Raw genomic sequence first — 24,243 nt, 5'->3', positions numbered from 1 at the left:
ACCAAGAGCTTGCAGTCAAGCACTTGCGGCCACGCTTTGAGGACAAGTCGTACATCCTGATCGCTCCAAGGAGTCGTCACTTGACGCGTAACATTGCTTTGGACATTTTGAAAGTGGTGCTGGCCATGATGGTCGTCGGCATCCATACGTACTTTCTCCGAGATATCAACTCGCTGGCCGAATACCTGACTGTCAACGGAGTTTTCCGCATGGCGGTGCCCATCTTCTTCCTTACCAGCGGCTTCTATTTCTACCAGGCGCTGGCCGGAGATACGCACGCACGCTGGCTCAAACGGGTCTTGATGCTGTACGCGTTCTGGATGATGTTCTACGCCTATTTCTGGTTCCGACCGAGCGCCTGGTCATTCGAAGAGCTAGGGCGGATGCTGCTGATCATCTTTCTCGGGTATTACCACCTGTGGTATGTGGCCGGAGTGATCGGCGCGGCACTGATGATGACGCTGATGCGCGATTGGCGATGGCCCTGGGTGGCAACGCTGGTGATTCTTGCTTACAGTATCGGCACCTTACTGCAATACAGTGCCAGCTATCAGTGGTTGGATGATCAAAACATTGACAGGATTCTGACCGACAGCTGGAGCCATCGAAATTTCCTGTTCAGTGCGTTCCCTTTCTTTTGCATTGGCTACTTCATCAACAAGTTTTCGCTTCATCGCCAGATCACGCTGTCCGTCGCAGTGGCGGCTGCGTGCGTGGGGCTGGTGTCGCTGATTGCAGAGTCTTGGTTGAACTTCCGCAATCTGGCAAATGACACTGGCTTCGACAACATGGCGTCATTGATACTGGTGTGCCCTGCGGTATTCATCTGCACATTGAAAATGAATATCCAGGGGGGCAGCAAAAACTTGTCTTTGTACAGCGCGGGCATCTACTTTGTGCATATATTCTTTTTGCTCGCTTGTCTGCGCCTGTTTGATATGGATGGCACCCGCCTGACGTTTGTCATTCTGGGGCTGTCGCTGATTGCATCGTTTTTCCTCATCAAAATAAACAAGCGCCTTAAAGTCATCCTCTAGCGCTTGGAAAAATCTCGAACAGGAACGATCAATAATGTCTCAATCGTCGGTTTTAGCCGAGCCCGCAGTTCTTGTGAACCGACGCATTCAGCTTCGCCTACCGATGATCGATATTGCCAAAGGTCTTGGCATTTTGCTGATCGTTCTGGGCCATAACACACTGTTCGTTGACAACTTCGACCTGTTTGCCCGCACCCTGACCTCCTTCCGCTTGCCGTTTTTCTTCTTCGTTTCGGGGGTCACCCTATCACTGGGCGATGGCAATCTGCGGCGGATCATCATGGAGCGCGCTGATGCGTGGCTCAAACCGTGCGCGGTGGTGATCATTTTCGTTGGCATGGCGAAGATACTCGCGGGTACCGCCAGCCTGGAAAACCTGCTGGTCGGCCTGAGCTTTGGTGCGGGCTTCACCCTCGCGTGGCCGCCTCTGTGGTTTCTGCCGCATTTATGGCTGGTGTATAGCTGCAGCGCGGCGGTATTGATCGTTGCCCAGAACTGGCTGACTACGGCATTGGCCAAGATCACCTTGTTGGGCTTGTGCGCCGCCGGCGGCTTCTATCTCGTGCACCTGTTCGACACGCCTTACCAGAACGACCTGTGCATCAAGCAGCTCAACTTCACCCTGCACCTGTTCGAGTGCGGTCTGCCGTTCAGTGCCGACTTGCTGTTGATCACCAGTTTCTTCTTTTTTTCCGGACACTTCCTGTCAACGCGGATCAGAAACTTGCAGCCGAGCCCGTTGCAGGCGATAGCTGCCTTGATGTGCCTGATCCTCCTGCGTCAAGCGTTCCCACTCAAGCTGGACTTGAATGGCCGACTCTATGACGACCTGTTGCTTACACCGATCGAAGCACTGTTCGGCATCTACGTGATGTTGTGTCTGTGCTTCTTTCTTTCGAAGTCAGCGTACATATCAAGATTTTTCGGTTACTTCGGCCGAGTCAGTTTGTTCATTCTGATTTTCCATGCGCCAGTGCTATACACGATGTTGCGGGTACTCCCGCGCTGGTTGCACTCGGAAGTCAGTGTCGGTTGTGCTGCCTATGTCATCGCGATCAGCACTTCCATCGCCCTTTACTATGTCTGTCGCAGCAACCACTTACTCTCGACGCTGATGTTTGCCCAAAAAGCCAAACTGCGCCCTCGGCAGGCGACCTGAGAGTGACTGCAAAGAGGGCCGATTGACGGCACTATAATTTCGTTCCGGTGACTGGCAAAGCCGATGCCGCTGGTGTAAATTCGAACTCGCGACAGACGATAGCGTTGCGCATTTTTATCTGACGCCCATTATCAGGCGGTTCTCTACCCTTTCTGATATTCCATACGCAACACGCATTGCCCTATCTGTTTTATATAAATGATATCCCCAAGCTGCCCGAGCAGCTTGTGGCGGTAGCATGGCGTTTACCCGTTCGGCAGCCCTGCGCTGAACGCCCCTCATAACTTCCTTTCAAACCGTGCTGTTTTTCAGCATGGCGGGAAAGTGCGCGCAATTTTGTGCGCCGTGATCAGGACAGCCCTACGTGTCGGAGACCAGACTATGACTTCGCAATACACAAGTCGCGCAACACACCGCAAAGGCCTGACTTTCTGGAGCCAATGGGCCTGCGGCATGGCCTTGGCCAATCTGGTGCTGATCATGCTGGTGTGGGATCAGGTCGGCACCGTCGCCAGCGAATACCGCGTGGCGATGATTCTGACCGTGCTGGGTTCAGTGCCGGCCTACAGCTTCCTGCAGGTCTACCACAAACGTCACGGCATCCTGTCGGGCATGGGCCGCTTGCTGGCGGGTTGGATGAGCCTGCTCGGCGCGTTGATCGCCATTGCCTTCCTGACCCAGACCACCGCAGTGTTTTCCCGCCAAGTGATCATGCTCTGGGTCGGGCTGGGCTATCTGGCGCAAGTGGCCAGCTTCCTGCCGCTGCACTATCTGGCGCGTATGCACTCGCGCAAGGTACGCAATGAGCGTCGTTCGGTGATCATCGGCATCAGCCCCATGGCCGATGCGCTGGCGAAAAAACTGACAACGCCCAACCGCGTGCCGGTCATCGGCTTTATCGCTGCCTCCGGCGAAAACGGCCTGGTGCCTACTACCTTGCCGCTGCTCGGCAATGTCGACGAGTTGCGCGATATCATCGTGCGCGAAGAGGTCCGGCGCGTGTACATCGCCCTGCCGCTGGCGCAACTGGCGACCATCGAAGGCCTGTACATCGACCTGCTGGACATGAGCGTCGACGTGGTCTGGATTCCGGACTTCGGCAGTATGATGCTGCTCAACCAGTCGATTTCCGAGATCGAACGGATGCCGGCCATTTACCTCAACGAAAGCCCGATCAGTTCCCACCCTGCCGCCCTGCTGGGCAAGGAATTGATGGAACGCACCCTGGCCGCGCTGGCAATCGTTGCTCTCAGCCCGCTGCTGATCGGCGCATCCATTGCGGTCAAGCTGTCCTCCCCTGGCCCGGTGCTGTTCAAGCAGAATCGCCACGGTTGTAACGGTGAAGTGATCAAGGTGTGGAAATTCCGCTCGATGCGCGTGCATGACGACAGCGAAGTACGCCAGGCCACCCGCACCGATGACCGCATTACCCGCGTTGGCGCCTTTCTGCGTCGCAGCTCTATCGATGAATTGCCGCAGTTGTTCAACGTGCTGTTCGGCGAGATGGCCCTGGTCGGCCCGCGCCCGCATGCTGTGACCCACAACCTGTATTACACCGGCAAGGTCGAAGCCTACATGGCCCGCCACCGCCTCAAACCCGGCATCACCGGGCTGGCCCAGATCACTGGGCACCGCGGCGAGACCGAGACGTTGGAAAAGATGCAGCAACGCGTGGCCCAGGACCTGAACTACATCAACCAGTGGTCGTTGTGGCTGGACATCAAGATCCTGGTGAAGACGCCGTTCACACTGTTTTCGAAAAATATCTATTGATATGCCAAAGTGGCAGGACGCCCACCGGCGCGTAGACTGGTTTTCACTGGCGTTGAATGCCCCATTCCACTATGGTTTGGGGCTGAAAAACGCCTATCCATAAGGAAGCCAGTCATGCAGTTTCGTCCCCTTGGCAAGACGGATATCAACGTCAGCGCCATCGCCCTCGGTACCATGACCTGGGGTGAGCAGAACACCCAGGCCGAAGCCTTCGAACAGATCCGTCTGGCCAAGGCCGCCGGTGTCAATTTCATGGACACCGCCGAGATGTATCCGGTACCGCCCAACGGCGAGACCTACGCGACCACCGAGCGCTATATCGGTGAATACTTCAAGCAGCATGGCGACCGTGCCGACTGGATCCTCGCCAGCAAGGTCGCCGGCCCCGGCCGTATGGCCCACATCCGCGACGGCAATCCACGGCTCGACCGCAAGAACATCCCCGCTGCGCTGGATGCCAGCCTCAAGCGCCTGAACACCGATTACCTGGACCTGTACCAGTTGCATTGGCCTGATCGCAAGACCAACTTCTTCGGGCAACTCAACTACCAGCATCATCTGGAAGACGAGTTCACCGCCATCGAGGAGACGCTCGAGGTGCTCGACGAGCAGGTCAAGGCCGGCAAGATCCGCCATATCGGTTTGTCCAACGAGACCCCATGGGGCACTCAGCGCTTCCTGCACCTGGCCGAAACCCGTGGCTGGCCGCGGGCTGTATCGATCCAGAACCCCTACAACCTGGTCAACCGCAGCTTCGAAGTGGGCCTGGCTGAAATCGCCATTCGCGAGCAGATCGGCCTGTTGGCGTATTCGCCGCTGGCCTTCGGTGTGCTGGCGGGCAAATACCTCAATGGTGCGCGTCCAGCCAAGGGCCGTTTGACCCTGTTCGATCGCTTCCAGCGTTACAACAACCCGCAGACCGACCGCGCCGCCGCAGCCTATGTGGCGCTAGCCCGCGAACATGGGCTGGACCCGGCCCAGATGGCCTTGGCGTTCGTCACCGGGCAGCCATTCGTGACCAGCAACATCATTGGTGCCACGACGCTGGAGCAGTTGGAAAGCAACCTGAAGAGCATCGATCTGGTGTTGTCGCCAGAAGTGCTGGCCGGGCTGGAAGCGATCCACGTCGAACAACCGAACCCAGCGCCATAAGGCCTGTCTGTCGAACCGGGTGCAATAAGGCCAATGCAGCGAGGGGCTTTGCCCACGATCGGAAGTATCAGCCAGCGCATCGGTGCGCTGACTTATCCATCGGGAGCAAGCTCCCTCGCGACAGGATTGGATTGAAACTCCTGCGCCGCTCGCGGTCTCACAGTGATAACGCTGTGATTTCGCGAGGACCGCGCCATGACCGCTACCCCTGCCCGCCTCGACTACGCACATGGCACGCTGTTCGGGCCTATCCCCAAAAGCGTCGACTGTGACGTCATCATCACGCCCATCACTCCGGGCGCCTTTCAGGTACAGGTGCTGGCCCCCGTGCCGGACGACTTGCACAAAGCCCACTCGCTGGTCATTACCCTCTCCCCCGAACGCCGCTTGAGCGGCAGCCTTGCCCATGCGCGGCGGTTGGATAATGGGGATCTGGAATTGCAGATTGATGTTTGATGCGCGGGTGCGGTGGCGCTTTTGCGGGCGCCTTCGCGGGTAAGCGTTGCTCCCACGGTGTCAGACGATGTTGAGTCGTAGCTGTGGAGCAGGGCTTGCCGCCAAGAGGCCGCATGCCCGCCACCGGATTCAGACCACCGCCGCCACCGCCAGCGATTTCAGATAATCCCCAAACCCCTCCCGCGCCCGTGGATCGGAACGGGCGCTGGTGCTCACACTGTTGAGTGCCGTCCAGACGATCTTCGCCCCACTGCGCTCCAACGCCTGCACCAAACCGACATCCTCGTGCGCCGTGAGCGGCTTGAAGCCCCCGGCGCGACGGTAAGCCTTGGCACAGATCCCCAGATTGGCGCCATGGATGTGCCGGTGGTCCTCACGGGCTTGATAGCCATCCAGATACCGCGCCTGGATATCCACGCCGTGGTTCTCCCAATCCAGCACCTGCACCGTGCCACAGACCACATCGGCCTTGAACGCCAATTGCTGCATCAGCCAGTCGGCGGGCACCTGGCTGTCGGCGTCGGTGCAGGCCAGCCAGCGCGCACCCCGTGACAGCATGCACGCAGCGCCCACCCGTCGTGCATGGCCGACGTTGCGCGCGCTGATCGACAGGGTCAGCGCATCGAAGCCGCGCGCGACCTTGCCCGACTGGTCATCGCAGCTGTCCAGCACCACGAGGATCTCCACGGCTTCGCCGCCGAGGCCCGGATGACGGGCGGCGATATGCAGGGACTCGAGGCAATACGGCAGGAGATCCTGCTCGTTATGGGCGGGGACGATAACGCCGATCATAGCGCTTCCTCATCGAGATCGATCGCGCAAGGCTGTACGCACCAGAATTCCAAGAGAAAATCCGCCTCTTCATGGCGCACCGCGCGATGCAGCGGCAGCTTCGCATCGAGCATGGCATGCACCTGCCGGCCATCCTGCGGGCAGCCGTCGATGGGGTGCAACCAGTGACAAGCGAGTAGCGCACCGCCGGGACTGAGACTGGCAACCGCTCGATCGATCAAAGCCGCGAGGTCGGCAGGCGACAGGTAATACGCCACTTCGCTGAGCACGATCAGGTCGAACTCGCCGCCGGGCCAATCACCTGGCAAACGCCCCTGAACCACTTCGACAGCGGAATATTCACGCAGCCTTGCCGCCGCCAGGCGCACCGCGTCACTGCTCAGGTCCATGCACAGCAACGACTCGCTGCGCTCGGCCAGCAGCACGCTAAGCTCGCCGTTGGCACAGGCCGGTTCGAATACGCGCTCATAACGCTGACGCGGCAGGGCGGCCATGGTCAGGTCGCGCTTGCGCTGCTCATACCAGCGGGTGCGAAAGGCCCAAGGGTCATCACTGGCGGCGAACATCTGATCGAAGTACTCGGCGGGCACGCTTGCGGTGGCATCTCTTATGGCAGCATCACTCATATCGGCATCACTCAGGTAAAGACCAATTCAAAGGGCTGCAGCAGCCGCTCCAATGTGGCGCGGTCAAGAACTGGCGGCGCGCCGGTACTGGGGTCATCATGCAGTTGGCTGGTGTGGGCGCGAATGGCTTCGCGCTTGCGTTCAAGCTGATCGTCGTTGAGCAGCAACTTGCGGGCTCGCCCCCAGGGCAGCCGCGGGTCTTCCGGATGGGCCCAGTGCCAGGCCCAGACCGGCACCTCCAGCAGAGTCGCACCCTGCTCTCGCGCCGCCTGAGCTGCGGCGCGGCCCACTGCTTCGTGGTCACCGTGGCCGTCATGGCACCAGGTCGCCAGCACGTAGTCACCAGCGTGCAGGCTACCGCTGATGGCACGCACCAGCGCCGCTTCATGCTCGGCGACACGGGCATCGGGCAACGCCAGACGCTGCCAGCTCAGGCGTGACAGATCCAGGCCAAGGCGCGCCAGGGCGCATTCGCTCTCGACCCGCCGCTGGGCACGCAGGCGTGCTACCGGCCATTGCTGGGAGCCTGGATGGCTAGCGTCGCCGTCCGTTACCGATATCAAATGTACGTCTGCCACTCGTTCGGCCATGGCCGCCAGCAAGCCGCCACAGGCAAGAATCTCGTCGTCCGGATGCGGCGCGACTACCACCAGCCGCGCGCCCGGGGGAATCAGCTCGTCGATGGACACCACCGCAGCCCTGCGCAGCGCCCGGCTCGCCTGCCAGTCCCGCAGGGGTGTGCCGACCACGCCGAACGGGGCATCCACGGACTGTACGTTGGCACGGCTCATAGCGACCACTCCCCGGCAGGCTGCGCCGCGACCAGCCGGCCAAGGCCCGCCAGATCGCGTTCGGCATGACTTTGGCGGATGAACACCGGCAAGTCGGCGATCAATCGGGCGAAGTGCGGATTTCGGCAATAAGGCCCCGCCCCCAGCGCGCGACCGACGTGGTGGAGCACGGTTTCGACCGCTGCCTCCACGTGCGCTCGGACACGTTGCACTGCCAGTTGAGCATTATCGAATGGATAGGCATCGATCCACGCCGCGCATTCGCGCAAGGCCGACGCCGCGCCGTACAAGGCCGCGTCCACGGCCCCCAGGTGAGCATCGGCGTGCGGGTCGCTGCGTCCACGACTGCTGCGCAGGTATTCTCCCAGCGCCTGAGCCGCGCCATACCAGGCCGCAGCAATACCGGCTCCGCCCTGCCAGAAGCCCGGGCGGCTGAGGTATTCACCGCTGGCGCCTACGGGGCAGGCCGGCGCGTGGTCAAAATGCACATCGACACTGGCGGTATGGGCCATGCCCACCGCCTGCCAACCCTGCTCTGAACGGCGCACGCCCGGCTGATCGAGCTTGACCGCTACCAGCTGTGGCTCATCCTGCTCATCCCAGGCGGTCAACAGCGCGTGATCGACCTGCAGTGCGCCCGAACACCAGGCCTTGCGGCCCTCCAGGCGCACGCCGGCGGGGCTGCGTTCGGTAATCCGCACTCTGGCATCAGGCGGCTCGGCGGCCCACACCCCCCAGATACCTGGCGCCTGCAGGTCGCTGGCGCCGAGCTCTTCGAGAATGGCGACGGCATCGGTATGACCTTCGAACAATTTGAGCAGCGCCAGATCGATGCCCGCCACCTTGGCCAACACCTGCCAGCGCCCCAAGGTGTCGCCGTCACCCGGCAGCGGCAGCTCGGTGAGCCGTTGATCGATACAGCGCAGCATGGCCTGGCGCAGGCTTTCATCGACACTGAGCGCAATCGGCCGTTGGGCGAAGTCGCTAAGCGCGTCCTTGGGGAGCTGACTATTCATGGTTCGTGCACCTGTCCTTGTGAATCGCATCGCGGCCACGCAATGTCGGGCCTGTTGAATTACGGCATCCTCACGTCATCGGGGTTCAATCTATTTCGTCGACTTCAGACACCCGGATTGCCGAACTGTACATAGAGGGCAAACACCCCCAGCACGGCCCAGAAAATCGAAAACAGCCAAGGCGTGCGCAGCGAGAACAGCAGCGACTTGGCGTAGCCTTTTTCGGTGGACTCGTGGCTGCTGAACAGCGGCGAGTCGTCGTAGGCCATGCCCATGATCGGCTCGCTGCTTAACAGCTGGCTTTGCTTGAAATGCCAATGGTCGATGATGTCGTAGGCGGCGCGGATGCCTGGCCAGGCGTGCAACGAACTGACGATGCCCAGCAGCGCCAGCAGGGGCGGCACGAACAAGGTAAAAAGCTTGCCCCACTCGGGATTGAGGTTGGCCATCGACGACGCGAACGCGATAACCATGAACGACTGCGCCGACAGGTAGGCGTTGGTGCGGTTGGACAGCAGCGCGGTTTCGTAATGGATTTCCTTGCGGTAGAAATCCAGGCGGTCCTTCGCCGAGCCGAACATATGGGCGGCGTTGCTATCGTTAGGGGGTGCCACAGTTTCGGTGATGATCTTCGACACGGGTTTCTCTTTTGATCAAGGCCAGATGGATGACGCTCACGCCTTGAGCCCCAGGCGCTTGCGCATGGTGGCCGTGATGCGTTGGCGACACTTGTCGAAGTCTGCCCAAGGGTCGTCCCGCAGCTCGGCCAGACGTTCGTGCACGTTGTGTATGTTCCACTCGCTGGCACCTTTGAGCTGCGCAACTTCATCGCGTTCAATCGGCACCGAGACCGCCAGGCCTTCGCGTGCTCGCGCGGCGTAGGCACAGGCGGTGGTCGCGCCCAGGCCGTTGCGCAGGTAGTCGATGAAGATCTTGCCGACACGGTTCTTGGGGCCGGACACTGCCGAGAAGCGTTCAGGTACCAGCTTGGCGATATGGTTGACGATGGCGTGGCTGAAATCCTTGACGCTGTCCCAGTCGGCCTGGGGCTTGAGCGGCACGACGATATGGATACCCTTGCCACCGCTGGTCTTGAGAAACGATGTGAGGCCCAGCTCATCAAGAACAGTCAGGGTCAGCTGCGTCGCCTCGATCATGGCCTTCCAGGGCAGCGCCGGGTCCGGATCGAGGTCCAGGACGAAGCGGTCCGGGTGGGCGAAGTCAGCGCTGGTGGCGTTCCAGGTGTGCAGTTCGACGGTGCCCATCTGAATCGCGCCGATCAGCGCCTTGGGGGAATTGATCACCATGCACGCCTGCCCGGCTTCGGCCTTGTCGTAGTGCTGCAGCTCGTCGATGGCCAGTTGACCGGCGTTTTTCTGGAAGAACAGTTCGCCTGAGATGCCGTCCGGCGCGCGGACCAATGCGACCGGCCGGTCCTTGAGTTGCGGGAGCAGCCAGGGGGCGACGCTGGCGTAGTATTCGGCGAGCTGCTGCTTGGTGGTGCCGCTGCTGGCATCGATGATGCGATCAGGGTGGGTGATGCGCACTAGGTGGCTGCTGTCGGCTTTGCCTTTGCTGCTTTTGCCTTTGCTGCTTTTGCCTTTGCTGCTTTTGCCTTTGCTGCTGCCGCTTTTGTGTGGGAGCGGGCTGTGCCCGCTGCGCTGTGTGCGCTGTGAAGATTCAGATGCTTCGCGGGCAGAGGCCGCTGCCACAGCTTCCGCAGCGGGCGTTTCAGCGGTGATATCCCGCGCCGGCTTGTCGTCGCGCAGGCCATGGAAGACCGAATGGCGCACCACCCCGTCGCGGGTCATCTCGGCATAGGCCACTTCGGCCAGCAAGCTGGGCTCCAACCAGTGCACGCCTCGGGCATCGGCACCCGTCGGCGGGTTGGCGACGGCTTGGGTGCGGCGCTCGAGCGGCTCCAGACGCTGCAGAATCGAGCGCAACGTCGCCTCGCTGAACCCTGTGCCGACCTTGCCGGCGTAGCGCAACTCGCCGCTGTCCTGATCGTGCAGGCCCAGCAGCAACGCACCGAAACCGCTGCGGCTGCCCTTCGGCTCGGTATAGCCGACCACCACGAATTCCTGACGATGTTTGCACTTGAGCTTGATCCAGTCTTGGCTGCGCCGAGAGCGATAGGCGCTGCCGACGCGTTTGCCAATCAGCCCTTCCATCTGCATCTGGCACGCGCTGTCCAGCAGCGAGGCGGCACCCTCGTCAAAATCGTCCGAGAAGCGCAGCGTGTCACTCGTGTGAGTCTTGAGCAGTTTTTTCAGCGCTGCACGGCGTTGTTCCACTGGCACCTCGGTGAGGTCCATGCCATTGAGGTACGGGGCGTCGAACAGGTAATAAACGATCTGTTCACTGCGCTCACTTTCAAAAGCGTTTTGCAGCGCCTGAAAGTCCGGCACGCCGTGCTCGTTGGCCACCACCATTTCGCCGTCGAGCCAGCCGGAACTCAGGCCAAGCTCGGCCAAGGCCTGCGCCTGATGCGCCATCTTAGCCGTCCAGTCGTGGCCATTACGGGTGAACAGTCGCACCTCGTCGCCCTCGATGCGCGCCAGCACCCGGTAGCCATCGAACTTGATCTCGTAGCGCCAGTCGCCACTGGCAGGCGCCGAGTCGACCAGGGTGGCGAGTTGCGGCTTGAGGCTGGTCGGCAGGGGTGCCTTGCGGGCGCCTTCGAGTTTGCCGCTGCGGCTGCGGCGTGGTGCGGCGGACGGGGTGGCGATAGGTTTGGCGGCGGTGTCAGGCTCCGGGGCTTGGGGCACAGACTGCGCCTTGGGTGCCTTGGCTGTCTTGGTCCTGGTACTGGACTTGGCATTGCTGCTGGCCTTGGCGCTCGATTTATCTGTGTCATGGGCATCGGGCTTGGCGGCTGCGCGCTTGCCGTTGCCGCGCTCCTTCGGCACCAAGGTGCGGTCGCTCAGCACGCTGTCGGGCTCGGCGATCAGCACGTCGTAGTCGTCCAGCGAGCGCGCCTGTTCGTCCTGATGCTTGATCAGAAACCACTGCTGCTTGCGACCCGGCATATGGGTACGCACCAGATTCCACAGCCCCCCCAGCTTCTCGCCCTGCAGGCTGAACTTGAGCTTGCCCTTGGCGTAGCCCTGCTGCGGATCGCCCTCGGGAATCCACACGCCACGGTCCCAGACGATCACGTCGCCTGCGCCGTAGTGGCCCTCGGGGATGTGGCCTTCGAAGGTCGCGTAGTCGAGCGGGTGATCCTCGACATGCACCGCCAGGCGCTTGGCTTTCGGGTCCAGTGAAGGGCCCTTGGGCACCGCCCAGCTCTTCATGGTGCCGTCCAGTTCCAGACGAAAATCATAGTGCAGATGGCTCGCGTCATGCTTCTGGATGCAGAACTGCAAGGCATGGCCGCCCTTCTTGCCCTTGCTGCGTCGGGCACTGCCTGCAGGCTCGGGCGTGGCGTCGAAATTGCGTTTCTGGTTGTAGTCGTGCAGCGCTTCGCTCATCGCCCACCTCGGTTGTCGGCTTCATATCCATGCGAATCGGCAGCCGTTCAGGAGTTCAAACCGTTGATCGGCGACATCCGATGGAACGCCCGTACGGTTTTGCGTGACCAACACATACAACGCGACACGATCTGTGGAAGCGGGCGCTGCCCGCGAAGCTATTGACGGCATCGTTGGCCAGCCGCAATCAAGTGCTTCGCGGGCAGAGCCCGTTCCCGCAGAACTGCACGCTCAGTACCCGCTAGAGGTACAGACAGCCCCCTACCGTACTGATGGAGACCGCTCGCATGAGCAAGAAGAACCACGAACGCGTCGAACCGGATCGCACTCAAGCAGGCGCCCCGCTACTGCCCATGTCGCGGCGCTCAGTGCTGCAGGCCATTGGGGTAAGCGGCACCGCAGCGGCACTTGGCAGCGGGCTGGCGGCCGAAGCCGCCGCCGATCCCCGTGACGCGGCGCCCATCGAGCCTGGCAGCCAGCCGCTCAAACTGGTGATCAACGGCAAACAGCAGACCTTGCGCGTCGACCCCCGCACCACCCTGCTCGATGCCTTGCGCGAGCGCCTGCACCTGACCGGAACCAAGAAAGGCTGCGACCATGGCCAATGCGGCGCCTGCACCGTTCACGTCAACGGTCGGCGGGTCAACTCGTGCCTGAGCTTCGCGTTGATGCACGAGGGCGACGAAATCACCACCATCGAAGGCCTCGGCACCCCAGTCGAGATGCACCCGATGCAGGCGGCCTTTGTCGAGCACGACGCTTATCAATGCGGCTATTGCACCAGCGGCCAGATCATGTCCGCAGTGGCGCTGGCCAAGGAGCCTTGCGGCGGCTCGGATGCCGAGATCAAGGAAGCCATGAGCGGCAATATCTGCCGTTGCGGCGCCTACTCCAACATCCTCGCTGCCATCCAGCAGACTCGCAAAGCCTGAGGCCCCCGCCATGCAGACATTCGCTTTCAACCGCGCCAGCAGCGCCGAACAGGCTATCCGCCTCGGGCTTGCCAGCCAGACCGCACAACAAGGCGCCAGCGTGCGTTTCATCGCCGGCGGCACTACCCTCACCGACCTCATGAAGCTGGGGGTCGAATATCCCCAGCAGTTGGTCGACATCAATCATCTGCCACTGGCCGAGGTCAGCGCCGTCAGCGGCGGCGGCCTCAAGGTGGGTGCGCTGGTGCGCAACAGCGACCTGGCGCAGCACGCGGCGGTCAAGGCAGAGTACGCGGTGCTCTCGCAAGCGCTGCTGTCCGGCGCCTCGGCGCAATTGCGCAACATGGCCAGCACCGGCGGCAACCTGCTGCAGCGCACGCGTTGCACGTATTTCCGTGACAACCACAGCCCCTGCAACAAGCGCGAACCGGGTAGCGGTTGCGCGGCGATAGGTGGCATCAACCGTACCTTGGCGATTTTCGGCACCAGCGAGCATTGCATCGCAACCAATCCGTCGGACATGAATGTCGCCCTGACCGCGCTGGAGGCGCAGGTGCATATTCGCGGCAGAGATGGCGAGCGCGTGGTGCCGATTGGCGAGTTTTTCCTGGTACCGGGTGATACCCCGGAAAAGGAGAACGTATTGCAGCCGGGCGATCTGGTGACCCATGTCGAGCTGCCGGCTCCGCGCTCCGGTAGCCGCTCCGGCTACTTGAAACTGCGTGACCGCGCCTCATATGAATTCGCCCTTGCCTCGGCCGCCGTGGTGCTGCAGATCGACGGCGGGCGCGTGCGTCACGCACGAATCGCCATGGGCGGCGTGGGCACCAAGCCGTGGCGCGCCACGGCTGCCGAGCAGGCATTGATCGGCGCCCCGGACACGGCCGCGAGCTGGCAACTGGCGGCGGAAGCGGCCGTCAAAGGCGCCCAGCCACAGAGCGAAAACGGCTTCAAGATCGAGCTGGCCAAGCGCTGCGTCGCCCAGGCGTTGGCCAACGTTGCAGCCCTGGCGTGAAGCGTATGGCCGCATCGCAGGCAAAGCCCGGTCCCAACCTGTACGGCGCTGGAGCTGGGCGCACTGTGGGCGTAAAGCCTGCTCGCGAAAAGGTCCTCACCGCTGGCACACATTCAAGATTCAGTTCGCCCTGAGCGGCGGACCCTCGGAGGCCACATGGCACCAGTATCCAACACCGCCGAGGCCGTGATCGGCCACGGCTTTACCCGCATCGACGGGCCAAAAAAAGTCACCGGCACGGCCCGCTACACCTCCGACCACGCCTTCCCGGGCCTGGTGCACGCAGTGCCCGTGACCGCGACCATCACCACCGGACGCATCACCGCCCTCGACCCTGGGGCAGCGCTGCAGATGCCCGGTGTCATTCAGGTGTTCCATTCCGGCAATTTCAGCGATCAGGTCTACCGCAAGCAAAGTGGCGGCGGCAAGACTGACGAGGCCCGCCCACCGCTGGCCGATGACCGTATCACCTACTATGGCCAGTACGTCGCCCTGGTGGTGGCCAACACCTACGAGCAAGCCGTGGCGGGCGCCGCGGCGGTCAAGGTCAGCTACGCCGCCGACCAGGCCAACGTGTCCATGCGTTTGAGCGCCGAGGAAAAGGAATCGGTCGACACTGAGCGCGGCGATGTGACCAAGGCCTTCGCCAATGCGCCAGTTAAGATCAACCACACCTACACCACGCCACCCCACGCCCACAATCCGATCGAGCTGCATGCCACGGTCGCCCTGTGGAACGGCAAGGAGTTCACGCTCTACGAGACCTCTCAGGCGATCATGAATCACCGCATGGTCATGGCGCAAATGCTCGGCGTCGCGCCGGAGCAGATGCGCATCATCACTGAATATCTGGGCTCGGGTTTTGGCGGCAAGCTGTGGCCGTGGAGCCATTCGCTGCTGGCCGCGGCTGCTGCGCGTCAACTACAGCGCCCGGTCAAGCTGGTGGTCGACCGCGAGATGATGTTCCACAACGTCGGCCACCGCACCAACACCCAGCAACGTATCCGCCTGAGCGCCGATGCCAGTGGCAAGCTGCAGTCGGTGCAACACGACTACCTGTTTCACAACGCGCGGCTGGACACCTACAAGGAAAACTGCGGCGAAGCCACGGGGTATCTGTACAGCTCGCCGAACTTGCGCGCCGCCTGGTCGTTCGCTCGTCGCGACATCGCTCCGCCCACCTCGATGCGCGGGCCGGGTGCTGTGCCTGGGCTCTACGCGCTGGAATCGGGCATGAACGAGCTGGCCGTGGCGCTGAACATCGATCCGCTGCAACTGCGCCTGATCAATGAGCCGGCCACCGATGAAAGCACCGGCACGCCCTTCAGCTCGCGTCACCTCACCGAGTGCCTGACCACCGGTGCCGAGCGTTTCGGCTGGGCGCAGCGAGATCCGCGTCCGGGCTCGATGCGCAATGGCGCCGGCGTGGTGATCGGCTGGGGCATGGCGGCCTGCACCTGGATGGCCAAGGCGCTGCCCGCCGAGGCGACCGTGCAGTTCGACAGCCAGGGCGGCGCCACGGTACTGAGCGGCACTCAGGATATCGGCACCGGCACCTATACCGTGGTGGCGCAGATGGTCGCGCAGCTGACCGGGCTGCCGCTGACTCGCATCGAAGTGACCATAGGTGACAGCAGCCTGCCGCCAGGGCCGATGTCCGGCGGCTCGATGGCCACCGGTTCGCTGGTGCCAGCGGTGCAAGAAGCGACCCAGGCGGCCATCGACGCAGCCATTGCCGTGGCGATCGAAGAACATCCGCCGTTTCATGGCATGCAGGCCGAGGCGCTGACCTTCGCGCGGATGCGCATCTATCCCAAGGGCAGCGACCCGGCCAGCGGTATCGAGGTTGGCCAGCTGTTGAGCAATGCGCGGATGAAATACATCAGCGGCAGTGGCAAGACACCCGGCAGCAAGGACGTCGACGACAAGTTCTCGATCCACTCCTACGGCGCGCATTTTGTCGAGGTCACCTGGGAGCCGGAGATGGCACGTTTGAAGGTCAACCGCGTGGTCACGGTGATCGATGGCGGCAAGGTCATCAACCCGCGTACCGGGCGCAATCAGATCGAGGGCGCGATCATGATGGGCGTGGGCATGGCGCTGTTCGAGGCGACTGAATACGACCCTCGCACCGGGCAGCCGGTGAACAGCAATCTGGCGGATTACATCGTCACTACCCATGCCGATGCCCCGGAGGTGGACATCACCTTTCTCGACTACCCGGACACCACGCTCAATCCGTTGGGCGCACGGGGTATCGGCGAGATCGGCCTGGCGGGAGTGAGCGCGGCGATCACCGATGCGGTGCGCCATGCGACGGGGGTGGTGGTGCGCGATTTGCCGGTGCGGATCGAGGACTTGTTGAAATCCACATTGGCTACCTGACACGACCCTGATCACTGTGGGAGCGAACTCTGCTCGCGAAGGCATGGGCAGCACCGGATATCGTCATAACCACCGGCGGTATTGCTGCAATGCGCGGTCAGAGCCCGTTCCCACGGGGATTGACAGGCGTCGTTATCAGGCCATTTCCACCGTCACACCCAGCGAGCGCAAGGCGTTCCAGTACTCAGGGTAGGTCTTGCCGACGCATTCCGGGTCGAGCACGCGAATACCGCTGACTTTCAAGCCCGCCAACGCAAAGCACATGGCGATGCGGTGATCGCTGTGGGTGTCGACCAAGGCATCGCAACGCGTACCGGCCAATGCCGGATCAGCCGCCACCAGCAAGTCATCCCCTTCGACCGTTGCCAGCCCCGGGCGGATGGCGTTGAGTCCGTCGTACAGGGCTTGAACGCGATCGCACTCCTTGACCCGCAGGTTGGCCAGCTCGACGAACCGTACCGGGGTGTTGTTGAACGCTGCCAGCACGGCCAGGGTCGGCACCGCATCCTGCATCTGCGAGCCGTTGATGACGGCCGGCATGTTCGGGTAGGCGGCGATGAACGCTTGGGCCTGGGCATCCGGTTGAGTGAAGTCGGCTTCGGCAATGCCCAGGTCGATCTTGCCACCGGTCAGTGCCTGGGCGGCCCACAAGTAGGTAGCAGCCGAGGCGTCTGGCTCGATCAGGTAGTCGCACGCGGTGTAGCCAGTAGCGGCGATACGCCAGGTAGTGTCATCGACCACGTCCACCTGCGCGCCGAAGGCCTTCATGCAGGCCAGCGTGAGGTCGACGTAGCCACGGGCACCGATATCCTTGCCCGACAGTTTGACGTCGATGGCCGACTCGCCGCACGCCGCCAGCATCAGCAAGGCGGATACATACTGGCTGGACAGGCCGCCATCGATCTCGAACTGCCGCGCCGGCACCGTGCCGGTGCCCTGTACCAATACTGGCGGGCAGCCGGTGGCACTCGACACCCGTACACCGCCCGCACGCAGGGCGTCGAGCAGCGGGCCGATCGGGCGCTTTTGCATGTAGTGGTCACCGTCGAGGGTCACCGCGCCATCCACCGTCGCCACAGCAGCGGTCAGGAACCGTACCGCGGTACCGGCGTTGCCGAGAAACAGCGCCTCGCTCGGCGCCTGCAGGCGACCCGTGCTGGTGACCACGAAGGTGGTGTCATCGGGCTCGTCGACAGTCACGCCCATGGCCCGCAGCGCGTTGGACATGTGCCGGGTATCGTCGCTCTTGAGCGCACCGGTCAAACGGCTGGTGCCCTTGGCCAACGCGGCCAGCAGCAAGGCGCGGTTGGTGATCGACTTGGAGCCGGGCGGCGAGACCTGGCCGTGCAAGGCAAACCCAGGCGGAATGACGGTAGCGGTGTGCGGCGCGCCCATGACAGCGTTTCTCCAGATCAGAACCGGCGCCCTGCGGCGCGAAAGGCGCACATGATGCCATTAATGAAAAGGTCGAGGCAAAAAGCGGTGCCACGGAGGGTGCGTTTACGGGGCAAATGGCAAACTGGGCGGACGCCCACGGCAGAAAAAACCCGGTGACAAGGCAGCGCCCTGATCCGAATGCGCCGCCCTGCCCGCCCGATCACGTCACCGGTGCAGGGTTGAACAGCACGATATCGTTGTGCAGACGATGCTGCTCGGCCCAGGTCTGCTTGCGGCCGCTGGCGACGTCCAGGTAGTAGTGGAACAACTCCCAGCCCAGCTCCTCGATGGTCGCGCGGCCGGTGGCGATACGGCCGGCATCGACGTCGATCAGGTCGGGCCAGCGCTCGGCCAGCTCGGTGCGCGTAGAGACCTTGACCACGGGTGCCATCGCCAGGCCGTACGGCGTGCCGCGGCCGGTGGTGAACACATGCAGGTTCATCCCGGCGGCCAGCTGCAAGGTGCCACAGACGAAATCACTGGCCGGCGTTGCGCAGAAGATCAACCCCTTGCGTTCGACCCGCTCGCCAGGCCCGACCACAGCGTTGATCGCGCTGCTGCCGGATTTGACGATCGAACCCAGAGATTTTTCGACGATGTTCGACAACCCACCCTTTTTGTTGCCTGGCGTGGTATTGGCGCTGCGGTCCGCGGCGCCACGCTCCAGGTATTGGTCGTACCAGTCCATCTCGCGCACCAGTGCCTGGGCCACGTCCATGTCCTGGGCGCGTGAGGTGAGCATATAGATAGCGTCGCGCACCTCGGTGACTTCAGAGAACATGACCGTGGCCCCCGCGCGAATCAGCAAATCCGACGCGAACCCCAAGGCCGGGTTGGCAGTGATCCCGGAAAACGCATCGCTGCCGCCGCACTGCATGCCCAGGATCAACTCGCTGGCCGGGACGGTTTCGCGGCGACGCTGGTCGAGTTTTTTCAGACGCGTCTCGGCCAGTTCCATGATCTGCTCGATCATCTCGACAAAGCCGTGGCTGGAATCCTGAAGGCGATACAGCCACGGATCGCTGAGGTCAACCGAGCTGTCGTTTTCGTGCATTACCTGACCGGCCTGCAGCTTCTCGCAGCCCAGGCTGATCACCAGCGCTTCGCCACCCAGATTCGGGTTGCGCGCCAGATTGCGCACGGTACGGATGGGGATATAGGCATCCCGCGCATTGATCGCCACGCCGCAGCCGTAGCTGTGGGTCAGGGCCACGACGTCGTCGACGTGGGGGTACTTGGGCAGCAGTTCGTCGCGGATGCGCTTGACCGCGTGATCAAGCACGCCGGTCACGCATTGCACGGTGGTGGTAATGCCGAGAATGTTGCGGGTCCCGACGGTGCCATCGGCGTTGCGAAAGCCCTCGAAGGTAAAGCCTTCAAGCGCAGCCAGCGGCGCGGGCACGGCGTCGGACATCGGCAGGCTGTCCAGCGGCGGCGCGGACGGCATCGCCAGCTGGGTTTCCTGCACCCAGCTGCCTTGGCGCAGGTCTTTCAAGGCATAGCCGATGATCTGGCCGTAACGGCGCACCGCACCGCCCTCAGGGATGTCTACCAGCGCCACTTTATGACTTTGCGGGACGCCCTCGACAGTGGTCAGGCCGTCGGGAAAACGGCTGCCTTCGGTGACGCCCTGATCGTTGACCACTACCACGACGTTGTCGTCTGCGTGCAGACGCACATAACGGGGAGAGTCGGAATGTTCGATGAGTTGCATGGGTTGGCCCTTTTTATCGACGCACAGGCTGAATCGGGTGAAACGTCGGTCACCCACAGGCTGACCGACTCCAAGCGTTGTATCAGTGAGCCGGTGCAGCGCCCGAAGGCGATTCCACCAACAGTTTGCCATCTGGATCACGCAGCTCCACGCGCTTGATCGGGCCGACGATCACCAGATAGGCGAACACCGCCACCAGCGCATTGGCACCGACATACACCAAGGCCCATTTGAACGAGCCCGTGGTGGAAATGATGTAGCCGATGACGATCGGCGTGCTGATCGACGCCAGGTTGCCGAACATGTTGAACAGGCCACCGCTGATCCCGGCGATCTGCTTGGGCGAAGTATCGGACATCACCGCCCAACCCAACGCACCCACGCCTTTGCCGAAGAACGCCAGAGCCATGAAGCCCACCACCACCCATTCGAGCTGCACGTAGTTGCACGCCACGATGGTGGTCGACAGCAGCAGGCCGCCGATGATCGGCAACTTGCGCGCCAGGGTCAACGAATGCCCGCGGCGCAATAGCCAGTCGGAAATCACCCCGCCCAGCACCCCGCCGATAAAGCCGCAGATCGCCGGCAACGAAGCGATGAAGCCGGCCTTGAGGATGGTCATGCCGCGTTCCTGCACCAGGTACACCGGGAACCAGGTCAGGAAGAAGTAGGTAATGCCGTTGATGCAGAACTGCCCGAGGTAAATCCCGGCCATCATGCGGTTGCTCAGCAGTTGCTTGATGTAGCCCCATTTCGGACCGCTGTTGCCCTTCTGCGCGCTGTCCATGTCAACGACCGCGCCACCCTGAACGATGTGCTCAAGCTCTTGCGCGCTGATCATCGGGTGTTCCTTGGGGTTGTGGATGTATTTGATCCACGCCAGCGAGAACGCTATACCGGCCGCACCCATCACCACAAACACGTGTTCCCAGCCAAAGGCGTGCACGATCCAGCCCATCAGCGGCGCGAACAGCACTGTGGCGAAGTACTGTGCCGAGTTGAATATCGCCGAGGCGGTGCCGCGTTCCGCCGCCGGGAACCAGGCCGCGACGATGCGCGCGTTGCCGGGGAACGACGGCGCTTCGGCCGCCCCCACCAGGAAGCGCAACAGGAACAGCGCGATGACCGCGTTGGCCATCGGCAGGTAGCCGACGAAGCCTTGCAACAGGGTAAACGCCGACCAGGTGAAGATGCTGATGGCGTAGACCTTCTTCGAACCGAAGCGGTCCAGCAGCCAGCCGCCAGGGATCTGCCCGAGCACGTAGGCCCAGCCAAAGGCGGAGAAGACAAAACCCAGGGTGACGGCATCGATGCCAAGGTCTTTCTGCAAGCTCGATCCGGCAATCGCGATGGTCGCCCGGTCGGCGTAGTTGATCGTGGTAACCACAAACAACAGAAAGAGGATCAGATAACGTACATGCGTGTTTTTCGACGCTTGCATGCAGTGGTACTCCCACGATTATTTTTATTGGACACGGTCGCGATCAATGCCGCGATGGGAGACAAGTTATCGTACAAGCATAGGAATATCCATCCCCGGTTGTTCTTTTTTTGCAGACAAGGCAACGGTATCGCCAATATGAGAATCAATCCTGTCTACCCGCAATCGTTAGGCTAAACAGGCATTGATACCTTCCAGTAGATGCCTTTCCCGTATCACCAGTTGTCCGACTACCCTACTCCGCCATTTTGCGAAGCAGCTTGACGCCAAAAAAGGTGGCACAACGCCGGTATCTCCTTGGGAATCAGCGGTTTTCGCGAGCAAACCCCCTTCGCTACGGGGCAGATTCCGGTAATAGTTCACATCCTTTGATCTAGCCCCCTTGACCCAGCAAACAGGGGGCCATACGGCACTGGACAAGGGCATTGGCGAGGATTAGCTTTACCGCTTCGGTAGAGACGCCATGGATGCGTCTGCGCAGCCTACTTACGCGATTGAGGTGTATATCGTGAGGATTTCGCCCCTGCTGGCTTTCGTGCTGGGCAGCCCCCTGTTGGTCGGGTGTGGCGCCGCACCGGTAAAGCTCAAGTACGTGCAATATGAAGATGGGCGCAGCGAAGGCCGCGGGGATTACAGCGGGCTGACCAAATTCAGCCTGGCCAAATCCATTCTGCTGGTGCGCCCCGCCGAAACCGGCGGCCCCGCGCTCATGACTTCGGTGCCGGCCGAAGCGTCCGGCCCCCTGACCCACTTCGGGGTGCAGCAGGAAAACGGCGCTGGCGCCGGTCACCTGCTGACGGTGACCAAACTCGACAATTCCAACCTGGTGCATCGGCTCACCAGCGACGCGCAATTGCAGCCCGATCAGCCGTACAAAAACGCAGCCTCCTCGGGCGCGCCCATGGCAGTGGCGGCGAGCGTCGACCTGCCCACTAGCAAAAAAACCAGCGCCGCGCTGAGCTTGCCGCTAGCGATCGATACTGGCCGCTTGCTCGACCAGGCGTTTCGCGGGCCTACCACCATGTGGGCCGTGAGCGAAAACTCCAATCGCAAGATTGCTTTCGAGATCGCCTTCGATGCGGTGCCGACGGACGCGATCGAAACCCGCCAGCTCGACCTCGCCAAAGCGTCCGGACTGTACTTCTATTCAGCCTGCCGCACCGCCACCGTGACCTTCCTCACCGCGCCCCTGACCCGCCAGCAATTCACCGTGACCGTTGCCGATCCGCACTTCGTGCAGACTATCGCCGTCGCGCCGCAGAGCAGCATCACCAGCCATTCCGGCTGCGGCGTCGACATTCACTCGCCGGTGGCCGAAGCACCGCAAGCACTGAACGAGCTCAATCAGGCGATCGCCCAGGCCCGCTCGCTGAACACCGCCTGGCAGACCGTGCCCGGCACCGACAAGGCCAGCGCCATCGCCGAGGCCGAGGCCGCCAACAAGGCCGCGCAAAAAACCGTCAAGGCGGCCGCTGCAAAGGCTGCGGCGGCCACCGCAGCGGCAGAGCAGAAAAAGCGTGATGAAGCACTGCGCAACGCCGAAGTCCAGTTACCCAAGCGGGCGCCTTCTACCCAGACGTTCGCCTTTTAAGCTCGCGCGCCGGGCTCAATCGCTGAAGGTAAACACCAGCAGCATCAGGTTCGCCAACGAGATCAGCCCGAACAACCCCCACGCCAGCCAGCGTACCCAGGCGCTATTGACGAACTCGCCCATCAGCTCAGGGTCGCTGGTAAAGCGGATCAACGGCCACAAGGCAAACGGCAGTTGCAGACTGAGCACCACCTGGCTCAACACCAGCATCTTGCCCACCGCGCTATCGCCCAGCCACCACACGCCGATCAGGGCCGGTAGCAGCGCCATGCCGCGGGTGACCAGGCGGCGCTGCCAGCAAGGGATCGAACGCTGCAGGAACCCTTCGAGCACCACCTGACCGGCAATGGTCCCGGTAAAGGTCGAGCTTTGCCCCGAGGCCAGCAGCGCCACGCCGAACAGCAGGCTGGCCAGGGTACCTCCGACCAATGGATCGAGCAGATGATAGGCATCCTGAATTTCCACCACATCGGTATGCCCGGTGCCATGGAAGGCGGCGGCAGCCAGGATCAGAATCGCGGCGTTGATCAACAGCGCCAGCAGCAACGAGACGAAGGTGTCCAGCCGTGCATAGCGGATCGCCGTGGCCTTGGCGTCGGGTTCCTGCTGACGCACCCGGGTCTGCACCACTGAGGAGTGCAGATACAGATTGTGCGGCATCACGGTCGCGCCGAGGATACCGATAGCCAGATACAACGGTTCCTGGTGGCTGAGCACCTCCCAGCTGGGTCGCAGCCCTGCCGCTACATCGGGCCAATAGGGCTTGATCAGCACCAGTTCGATGAAAAAACACACGCCGATGGTGCCGATCAACCCAAGAATGATTGCTTCGAGCCGCCGGAAGTTGGCGCCTTGCAAGGCCAGCACCAGCACCGTGTCGAAGGCAGTCAGCACCACGCCGCCGAGCATCGGCACCCCCAGCAACAGATGAAAGGCCAGCGCGGCCCCTAGCACTTCGGCAAGATCACAGGCCAGAATCGACAACTCGGCCAACAGCCATTGACCGCGCGCTACGCCAGGTCGATAACGCTCCCGCGTCAGCTGCGCCAGGTCACGGCCGGTGGCGATGCCCAGCCGTGAGGCGAGATTCTGCAGGGCCATCCCCGCCAGGCTCGCCAACACCACGACGAACAACAAGGCGTACCCGAAGCGCGACCCTGCTTCGATAGCCGTAGCCCAGTTGCCGGGGTCCATGTAGCCCACCGACACCATCAAGCCCGGACCGAAGAACAGCAGCATCTTGCGCAGCGACGAAGCATTGGCGGGGACGTCCACCGTCTCGGTGGCGGCCGAAGGGCAGAACGGGGCGGTGGCGAGGGACGGCAATTTATATTTCACGGATACCTACGCAAACAGAGGGCTCTGGACGGAGCTTATCTCGGGGTGAGACAAGCAAGCCCATTAATGTTTCCAATTATGTCGATTATCATTCTCATTTTCTACCCACACC

The 24,243-nt window shown here is 62.2% G+C and carries 19 protein-coding genes; 9 read left to right on the top strand and 10 right to left on the bottom strand.

Features of this window, described 5'->3' with window-relative positions; translation table 11 throughout:
• Nucleotides 1-80: 80 nt before the first annotated feature.
• From LIX93_RS02385 to LIX93_RS02365, 5 genes are all read left to right on the top strand, one after another.
• On the top strand, nt 81-1,037 hold the full coding sequence (locus LIX93_RS02385) for an acyltransferase family protein (RefSeq protein ID WP_226502405.1): 957 nt from the start codon (nt 81-83) through the stop codon (nt 1,035-1,037).
• 34 nt (nt 1,038-1,071) lie between these two features.
• Nucleotides 1,072-2,196 carry an acyltransferase gene (locus LIX93_RS02380; protein WP_346015209.1) on the top strand — a complete coding sequence of 375 codons (1,125 nt, stop codon included), beginning with the start codon at nt 1,072-1,074 and terminating at the stop codon, nt 2,194-2,196.
• Between the two features lie 381 nt (nt 2,197-2,577).
• Nucleotides 2,578-3,969: an undecaprenyl-phosphate glucose phosphotransferase gene (locus LIX93_RS02375; protein ID WP_226502403.1), complete on the top strand. Its 1,392-nt coding sequence runs from the start codon at nt 2,578-2,580 to the stop codon at nt 3,967-3,969.
• A gap of 114 nt (nt 3,970-4,083) precedes the next feature.
• Nucleotides 4,084-5,121, top strand: a complete 1,038-nt coding sequence (locus LIX93_RS02370; RefSeq protein ID WP_226502402.1) for an NADP(H)-dependent aldo-keto reductase — start codon at nt 4,084-4,086, stop codon at nt 5,119-5,121.
• Between the two features lie 195 nt (nt 5,122-5,316).
• A complete protein-coding gene (locus LIX93_RS02365) occupies nt 5,317-5,577 on the top strand; it encodes a hypothetical protein (protein WP_226502401.1) in 261 nt (86 codons plus the stop codon).
• Nucleotides 5,578-5,706: 129 nt separating this feature from the next.
• On the opposite strand, the gene LIX93_RS02360 is transcribed toward LIX93_RS02365, so the two are convergent.
• The 6 genes from LIX93_RS02360 to ligD form a co-directional block, all read right to left on the bottom strand.
• Nucleotides 5,707-6,369 (bottom strand): glycosyltransferase family A protein, encoded by a 663-nt coding sequence (locus tag LIX93_RS02360; protein WP_226502400.1) that lies wholly within the window; start codon nt 6,367-6,369, stop codon nt 5,707-5,709.
• Nucleotides 6,366-6,995, bottom strand: a complete 630-nt coding sequence (locus tag LIX93_RS02355; RefSeq protein ID WP_226502399.1) for a class I SAM-dependent methyltransferase — start codon at nt 6,993-6,995, stop codon at nt 6,366-6,368. The genes LIX93_RS02360 and LIX93_RS02355 overlap by 4 nt, the downstream gene beginning before the upstream one ends.
• Nucleotides 6,996-7,006: 11 nt before the next feature.
• On the bottom strand, nt 7,007-7,786 hold the full coding sequence (locus LIX93_RS02350) for a PIG-L family deacetylase (RefSeq protein WP_226502398.1): 780 nt from the start codon (nt 7,784-7,786) through the stop codon (nt 7,007-7,009).
• A complete protein-coding gene (locus LIX93_RS02345) occupies nt 7,783-8,802 on the bottom strand; it encodes an acyl-CoA dehydrogenase (RefSeq protein WP_226502397.1) in 1,020 nt (339 codons plus the stop codon). Before LIX93_RS02345 ends, LIX93_RS02350 begins: the two co-directional genes overlap by 4 nt.
• 104 nt (nt 8,803-8,906) lie before the next feature.
• Entirely contained in the window at nt 8,907-9,383 is a 477-nt protein-coding gene (locus LIX93_RS02340; protein WP_226502839.1) for a hypothetical protein, read from the bottom strand.
• A 93-nt stretch (nt 9,384-9,476) separates the two neighbouring features.
• Nucleotides 9,477-12,278, bottom strand: coding sequence for a DNA ligase D (gene ligD, locus LIX93_RS02335; RefSeq protein WP_226502396.1), 2,802 nt, complete (start codon nt 12,276-12,278; stop codon nt 9,477-9,479).
• 353 nt (nt 12,279-12,631) lie between these two features.
• Between ligD and LIX93_RS02330 the strand changes: the two genes are divergently transcribed.
• From LIX93_RS02330 to LIX93_RS02320, 3 genes are all read left to right on the top strand, one after another.
• On the top strand, nt 12,632-13,210 hold the full coding sequence (locus LIX93_RS02330; RefSeq protein WP_226502838.1) for a 2Fe-2S iron-sulfur cluster-binding protein: 579 nt from the start codon (nt 12,632-12,634) through the stop codon (nt 13,208-13,210).
• A 10-nt stretch (nt 13,211-13,220) separates the two neighbouring features.
• The gene (locus LIX93_RS02325; RefSeq protein WP_226502395.1) at nt 13,221-14,225 is read left to right on the top strand and encodes a xanthine dehydrogenase family protein subunit M; all 1,005 of its coding nucleotides are present in this window, start codon (nt 13,221-13,223) and stop codon (nt 14,223-14,225) included.
• 156 nt (nt 14,226-14,381) lie between these two features.
• Nucleotides 14,382-16,610, top strand: coding sequence for a xanthine dehydrogenase family protein molybdopterin-binding subunit (locus LIX93_RS02320; RefSeq protein ID WP_226502394.1), 2,229 nt, complete (start codon nt 14,382-14,384; stop codon nt 16,608-16,610).
• A gap of 135 nt (nt 16,611-16,745) precedes the next feature.
• Here LIX93_RS02320 and aroA read toward each other — a convergent pair whose 3' ends face one another.
• From aroA to LIX93_RS02305, 3 genes are all read right to left on the bottom strand, one after another.
• Nucleotides 16,746-18,005: a 3-phosphoshikimate 1-carboxyvinyltransferase gene (aroA, locus tag LIX93_RS02315; RefSeq protein WP_226502393.1), complete on the bottom strand. Its 1,260-nt coding sequence runs from the start codon at nt 18,003-18,005 to the stop codon at nt 16,746-16,748.
• Between the two features lie 202 nt (nt 18,006-18,207).
• Nucleotides 18,208-19,761 carry a galactarate dehydratase gene (gene garD, locus LIX93_RS02310; RefSeq protein ID WP_226502392.1) on the bottom strand — a complete coding sequence of 518 codons (1,554 nt, stop codon included), beginning with the start codon at nt 19,759-19,761 and terminating at the stop codon, nt 18,208-18,210.
• 82 nt (nt 19,762-19,843) lie between these two features.
• Nucleotides 19,844-21,202: an MFS transporter gene (locus tag LIX93_RS02305; protein WP_226502391.1), complete on the bottom strand. Its 1,359-nt coding sequence runs from the start codon at nt 21,200-21,202 to the stop codon at nt 19,844-19,846.
• A 508-nt stretch (nt 21,203-21,710) separates the two neighbouring features.
• On the opposite strand from LIX93_RS02305, the gene LIX93_RS02300 reads away from it, so the two are divergent.
• The gene (locus tag LIX93_RS02300; protein WP_226502390.1) at nt 21,711-22,793 is read left to right on the top strand and encodes a hypothetical protein; all 1,083 of its coding nucleotides are present in this window, start codon (nt 21,711-21,713) and stop codon (nt 22,791-22,793) included.
• 15 nt (nt 22,794-22,808) lie between these two features.
• Here the strand turns inward: LIX93_RS02300 and LIX93_RS02295 are convergent, their stop codons facing one another.
• Nucleotides 22,809-24,119, bottom strand: a complete 1,311-nt coding sequence (locus LIX93_RS02295; RefSeq protein ID WP_226502837.1) for an Nramp family divalent metal transporter — start codon at nt 24,117-24,119, stop codon at nt 22,809-22,811.
• Nucleotides 24,120-24,243 lie beyond the last annotated feature (124 nt).

It is taken from the genome of Pseudomonas sp. MWU16-30317 (genome assembly GCF_020515695.1).
Lineage (GTDB): Bacteria > Pseudomonadota > Gammaproteobacteria > Pseudomonadales > Pseudomonadaceae > Aquipseudomonas.
This window is presented reverse-complemented; position numbering and strand designations above follow the sequence as displayed.

Excerpts from the sequence above, each read along its gene's own strand:
- LIX93_RS02380 (WP_346015209.1), top strand. The coding sequence starts at position 1,072 with ATGTCTCAATCGTCGGTTTTAGCCGAGCCCGCAGTTCTTGTGAACCGA.
- LIX93_RS02375 (WP_226502403.1), top strand. The coding sequence starts at position 2,578 with ATGACTTCGCAATACACAAGTCGCGCAACACACCGCAAAGGCCTGACT.
- LIX93_RS02370 (WP_226502402.1), top strand. The coding sequence starts at position 4,084 with ATGCAGTTTCGTCCCCTTGGCAAGACGGATATCAACGTCAGCGCCATC.
- LIX93_RS02365 (WP_226502401.1), top strand. The coding sequence starts at position 5,317 with ATGACCGCTACCCCTGCCCGCCTCGACTACGCACATGGCACGCTGTTC.
- LIX93_RS02360 (WP_226502400.1), bottom strand. The coding sequence starts at position 6,369 with ATGATCGGCGTTATCGTCCCCGCCCATAACGAGCAGGATCTCCTGCCG.
- LIX93_RS02355 (WP_226502399.1), bottom strand. The coding sequence starts at position 6,995 with ATGAGTGATGCTGCCATAAGAGATGCCACCGCAAGCGTGCCCGCCGAG.
- LIX93_RS02350 (WP_226502398.1), bottom strand. The coding sequence starts at position 7,786 with ATGAGCCGTGCCAACGTACAGTCCGTGGATGCCCCGTTCGGCGTGGTC.
- LIX93_RS02345 (WP_226502397.1), bottom strand. The coding sequence starts at position 8,802 with ATGAATAGTCAGCTCCCCAAGGACGCGCTTAGCGACTTCGCCCAACGG.
- LIX93_RS02340 (WP_226502839.1), bottom strand. The coding sequence starts at position 9,383 with ATGTTCGGCTCGGCGAAGGACCGCCTGGATTTCTACCGCAAGGAAATC.
- ligD (WP_226502396.1), bottom strand. The coding sequence starts at position 12,278 with ATGAGCGAAGCGCTGCACGACTACAACCAGAAACGCAATTTCGACGCC.
- LIX93_RS02330 (WP_226502838.1), top strand. The coding sequence starts at position 12,632 with ATGTCGCGGCGCTCAGTGCTGCAGGCCATTGGGGTAAGCGGCACCGCA.
- LIX93_RS02325 (WP_226502395.1), top strand. The coding sequence starts at position 13,221 with ATGCAGACATTCGCTTTCAACCGCGCCAGCAGCGCCGAACAGGCTATC.
- LIX93_RS02320 (WP_226502394.1), top strand. The coding sequence starts at position 14,382 with ATGGCACCAGTATCCAACACCGCCGAGGCCGTGATCGGCCACGGCTTT.
- aroA (WP_226502393.1), bottom strand. The coding sequence starts at position 18,005 with ATGGGCGCGCCGCACACCGCTACCGTCATTCCGCCTGGGTTTGCCTTG.
- garD (WP_226502392.1), bottom strand. The coding sequence starts at position 19,761 with ATGCAACTCATCGAACATTCCGACTCTCCCCGTTATGTGCGTCTGCAC.
- LIX93_RS02305 (WP_226502391.1), bottom strand. The coding sequence starts at position 21,202 with ATGCAAGCGTCGAAAAACACGCATGTACGTTATCTGATCCTCTTTCTG.